This is a genomic window from Pengzhenrongella sp. (assembly GCF_036565025.1).
Taxonomy (GTDB): Bacteria; Actinomycetota; Actinomycetes; order Actinomycetales; family Cellulomonadaceae; genus Pengzhenrongella.
This window is the reverse complement of sequence record NZ_DATCNW010000031.1, coordinates 1-4,273: the sequence shown is the minus strand read 5'-3', so window position 1 is coordinate 4,273 and position 4,273 is coordinate 1. Positions and strand designations below refer to the sequence as shown.

Genomic DNA, 4,273 nt, shown 5'->3' with positions numbered 1-4,273 from the left:
AGGTCCCCCGAGGCCGCGTAGCCCACCGAGTCGGCCGAGCCGCCGAGAACCAACCGGGCCCGACCCGCCAAGCCCCAATGGTCGCAACTTAGGACCCCCTGCCAGTCGCCCCCGAGCGGGGATCCTCCTCTGGATCCCGCCTGCGTGGACCTTAAGTTACGTCCATTGGGGCCTGACCAGCCGATTCTGTCGGCTTCTCGAGCGTTGTGGCGTCACTCGGCGTCGCGTGCAAACATGCGTTCGTGAGCGAACCGGAGCGGGACGTGGATGCGGCGGACACAGTGATCGCGACCGGAGTGCCGCTGTTGAAGTTCCTGCGGCTGCAGCTCGTGCTCTGGGCCGTGCAATTTCTCGTGTGGGGCGGCCAAGCGGTGACAGAGCGCAAGCCGCTCTTTCTCGTCATGACGGTGATTTCCGCCGTGAGTCTGGGCTCGTACGGCTGGATGGCTGTCTCCAGCCCACGTGTCGCTCTGATCCTTCGAGACGAAACCCTTGAGTTGCGACGCTGGTTCCGGCCCCTGTCGCTGGCCAGGGTCGACATCGTCGCGGTGAGAGGTGACGTCGCCGGCCAACCCTCGTGGAGCGCGCAGGTCCTGATACAGACACATGACCGCGTTGCGCGCCTACCGGCCCTCGATCGGAAACCTGCCGAGCTGATCCTCCGCCTGCAGGAATGGGCAGCAGTCGGTGAAACACCTCGTGCCTGAGTTGCCAATCAGACACGAGGACGAAGCTGATGACAGTTGTCAGTTTTCACGAAGCGCCGACACGAGGGCAGCGGCATAGGCCGAAGCCATCGTTCCGACGCCCACGCGTACTGATCGGCTTCCGCGTCCCGCGTTCGGGCGGGGACTCGACATTTGTCGACCTGCCCCGTCCCGTGTTCGGATGTCACCATGACATTCCGGACAATCGGCCCGGCGGGCCGGACGGGTGGAGCGGCGAGCTCTCCTGTGGCGCGCAGCGCCCAGTTCTGGATGCGCGCTTACCCGCGTCGGTGGCGCGTCGAGCACGGTGCGGAGCTGCTCGGGCGGGTGGTCGACCTCGCCGGGCCGGACGCGTCCCGCGTGAGCGCGGACCGCGCTCCGCCTCGTGCGCGACGGGTGGGCGAGGCGCCGGCGCGGGCACCCGGCACTGGGCATTTGGCTGGCCTACCTGCTGTTCGACCGGCGCATCCCGGTGGCGTACCGGCCGTGGGCGCGCGACGACATCGACGGGTACTGGTTCCCGCTGCGGTCCTGGGTGCGGCTCCGATTCCTCCCGCTGGTGCTGGCGACCTGCCTTCTGCTCTTCTTCTGGCCGCGCCACTGGGTGGTTCTCGCGGGGTCCTCGCCCTACGTGATCGTCGGCATGTTCGTGAATCACCGTCGCGCCGCCCGGATCAAACACGTCGCGCCGCACAAGGGAGAGCGGCCCCGCGAAGGGGATCTGGTCGAGCGGAACGCTCCCCACCCGCGGCTGATGGCCCGGTCGGCGTTGTGGTACGCCGTGCCGCTCCTCGTGTTCGTCGCCGCGGCATCGGTGGTGACCACCCTGTTCGCGCCCCAGGCGCTGCACCTCGTAGGACCCAGCCCGTCGAACGGTTCGGGCCTGGCCGTCGGTCCGGCGGGCGAGGCGCGGCTCGAAGCCGCGGGTCCGAACTGACCCTGGGGGTCGTGCTGGAGTCCGGTGTCGCGCTGGGCGTGGCCGCGCTGCTCGTCCTGCCCGCAGCGCTGGTCGGACGGGCGGCGACCAGGCGCCCCGGAGGTGCAGACCTCAGCGTCAGCGATGTGTGGTGGATCTCGATCAGTGGTTCGATACCCGGCATCGACCGGCCCCTCCACCTGCTCCGGCCGTTCTCCGCGCCGATCCCCGAAGACGACTCCATACCGCCGGGACAAACGGACGACGGGACTCTCGATTCGTAGCCGAGCAGGGTCAGTATTCTTGGCTGCCGCCCGGCTCACAACGCAGAACCCGCCCGTGGGGCGCGCAAGTCGCCGACTGGACCAGCACTGAGCGACCGCTATGCGGCGGCCTGTGCATTACCCAGGACGAGCAGCGACCCTGGAAGGACGGGCAAAGCGTTCCAGCGGGAACGTCTCATCCTGAGACTCGAGACGAAATCGTTCACATGCTGACCGCTCGGGCGATCCTCCGAATCGGAACGTTCCCGCGGGAACGTGTGTCGGCGCGGCGACGCTGCACAACGGAGCGGAGCAACCGATATATGACATCGAGCGACCCGGCAGGGCGTGCCGACGAGTGGCCCGGATGCGGATATCGGTCACTACGGCAGGAGGTCGAGGTACTTCCTGCGAGCCGGCATCGCGTGGATGACCATCTCGTCGCCGTTCTCGGCGGGTGGCGCTGTCCTCGTCGAGGGGCTCGATCCACAGCGGCCACTCTGCCGCTTGGATTGCATCGTCCGGCGAGACGCCGTGCTTGAGCGCGCTGCGGTGGACCTTCACCCAGCGAAGTGGGCCAGCGCAGCCCGGATCGCCTCGGACCTGCTCATGTCGTGCTTGGCTGCCGCCACGTCGAGCGCGTCGAGCTCCTCGGCGGTCAGTCGGACGGCCACGACGTGCATCGGTTCAGCCCCACGACCAGGGCGCCCACGACCCCGACGCTTGAGAACGTCCACGTCGTAGCCCGCCTCGGCCTCGTCAGCCCACTGCTGAATCTGCTCGTCACTCACCATGCGGATATCGTATGACGAAAAAGATGACGGTTCCAGAGGTGGGCCCGTCGCCCACGGCAACAGAGTCTGCCCACACGTCGATGCAGAACCCGTTTGCGAGCACCACGACTCAGTGGCCAGAAGGCGCCTCGGGGGATGCCGCGCGCTGGCCATTGAACATCACATAACGCCGCCGAGTGGTTCGACAGGTAAGTCGCGGGCGACAGTCGCGGACTCGGGTGAGCACCAAGTGAGCTCAGGTCACACACTTACCAATTTGGGCTGGCCTCGCTAGCGTCACCCTATGGGTGATCTGCTGGTGCCGGAGGACTTCACTGTGGCCACGGTCGACGGCGTGCGGGTGGTCTTCACCCGTGCCGCCCTCGGCGAGGAGGTCATTCAGTTCGAGTGGGACGGTGTCCGAGACGCCGCGACGGATCGCAGGGATCTGCAGTGGGAGCGCGAGTTCGATGCCTGGGGCAACGCCGTCAAGGCGCACGGCCACGACGTGGCCGGACCGCCCCCGCAGATGCCGGGGAATCTACTCGCGCGAGTTCAGATGTCCGTGTCGGACGACAGCGGCAAGCAGCTGCAGAAGCTCGATGGCCAGGTCGCTGGCTCCGGCTCTGAGTGGCATGCGGAGTGGCGGCACGCGCTGCCCGCGAACGGTGCGAAGCGCCTCCTTTTGCGGTTCGCCGTCGACGGCGCATCCAGCGCAGCGTGCGAGCTCCAGATCGGCTGACACCTCCTGCCAGCTCCGTCTTGCGCTCGTCAGCGCCCCGCGTCCGGTTCGACCGTTGGTAGCAAGGCGTCTCGCCGCAGCAAATGTGCGCCGACAGGCCGTTGCAGAACGACAGCTACGTTGCCGTCGTTGGCCTCGGAGGTTCTACGAGGACCTTTCGGCGTGAATGTCGCTGCTGCCTGAGCCTCGCGGCGAGCAGGCAGAGGAGCGTGCCGGCTGCCGCGCCCGCCGTGTTGAGGATGACGTCGTCGACGTCAGCGCTGCGACCCGACGCGAGTTGCAACAATTCGATCGTGACGAGAGCGCGAGGACACCGGCCTCCAGCGCCTCTTCACCCAAAATCTGCTGCGGCAGCCAGCGCCGACTCGCCGCATAGCGCCACTCATGCGCCGGCCGGAACGGCACTGAGCGACCGCTATGGGGTGTCTGCGAGCACGGCGGCTCAGACAGCTGCACTACGGGTCGACTTGATCCTCAGTTCACCCGACACTGACGCCACCAGCGTCATCACCCGACGCCTGGCGCGCTTACCCGGTTGGCTTGTGCTTGCCGTCCCACTCCTCGTCGTATTCGCAATGTTGCCTGGGACCTGGAGCGGCCAAGCGTCGTTGGCGCGATCCTGGCACGATGTGCGCATGAGCCCCGTGACCGCTGGCGACCCACGTCCCGTCTGGGCGCGCCTGAATCGATGGTTGCTTCTCGGCGCGTTCGGGTGCATCGCATGCGGGGTGGTGTTGAGCGACACCGTGGGTGACCACGTGGGGGTGGGTTGGCGTCACTGAGGGTGATCATGCGTTTTGGGCGGCCCGCCGGGGTTGCCCTTTTTTGTTGGCGACGAGAGCGTGATGACGTCCATCGAAGCGCAACGGCCC

The 4,273-nt window shown here is 67.3% G+C and carries 6 protein-coding genes; 4 read left to right on the top strand and 2 right to left on the bottom strand.

The window, feature by feature from the left end; genetic code table 11:
* Window positions 1-242: 242 nt before the first annotated feature.
* The 3 genes from VIM26_RS01650 to VIM26_RS01640 all read left to right on the top strand — a co-directional run bounded on the left by VIM26_RS01650 (window position 243) and on the right by VIM26_RS01640 (window position 1,907).
* Window positions 243-707, top strand: a complete 465-nt coding sequence (locus VIM26_RS01650; RefSeq protein WP_331948571.1) for a hypothetical protein — start codon at window positions 243-245, stop codon at window positions 705-707.
* 385 nt (window positions 708-1,092) lie between these two features.
* Entirely contained in the window at window positions 1,093-1,644 is a 552-nt protein-coding gene (locus VIM26_RS01645; RefSeq protein WP_331948570.1) for a hypothetical protein, read from the top strand.
* 11 nt (window positions 1,645-1,655) lie between these two features.
* Window positions 1,656-1,907, top strand: a complete 252-nt coding sequence (locus VIM26_RS01640; protein WP_331948569.1) for a hypothetical protein — start codon at window positions 1,656-1,658, stop codon at window positions 1,905-1,907.
* Window positions 1,908-2,446: 539 nt separating this feature from the next.
* Here the strand turns inward: VIM26_RS01640 and VIM26_RS01635 are convergent.
* Window positions 2,447-2,680: a ribbon-helix-helix protein, CopG family gene (locus tag VIM26_RS01635; protein ID WP_331948568.1), complete on the bottom strand. Its 234-nt coding sequence runs from the start codon at window positions 2,678-2,680 to the stop codon at window positions 2,447-2,449.
* 283 nt (window positions 2,681-2,963) lie between these two features.
* On the opposite strand from VIM26_RS01635, the gene VIM26_RS01630 reads away from it, so the two are divergent.
* A complete protein-coding gene (locus VIM26_RS01630; protein ID WP_331948567.1) occupies window positions 2,964-3,401 on the top strand; it encodes a hypothetical protein in 438 nt (145 codons plus the stop codon).
* Window positions 3,402-3,516: 115 nt separating this feature from the next.
* Here VIM26_RS01630 and VIM26_RS26955 read toward each other — a convergent pair whose 3' ends face one another.
* Window positions 3,517-3,687, bottom strand: coding sequence for a VanZ family protein (locus tag VIM26_RS26955; protein WP_414696427.1), 171 nt, complete (start codon window positions 3,685-3,687; stop codon window positions 3,517-3,519).
* Window positions 3,688-4,273: the final 586 nt, after the last annotated feature.

What these genes read in the sequence shown, in the direction of transcription:
- VIM26_RS01630 (WP_331948567.1), top strand. Translation starts at nt 2,964, where the DNA reads ATGGGTGATCTGCTGGTGCCGGAGGACTTCACTGTGGCCACGGTCGAC.
- VIM26_RS01635 (WP_331948568.1), bottom strand. Translation starts at nt 2,680, where the DNA reads ATGGTGAGTGACGAGCAGATTCAGCAGTGGGCTGACGAGGCCGAGGCG.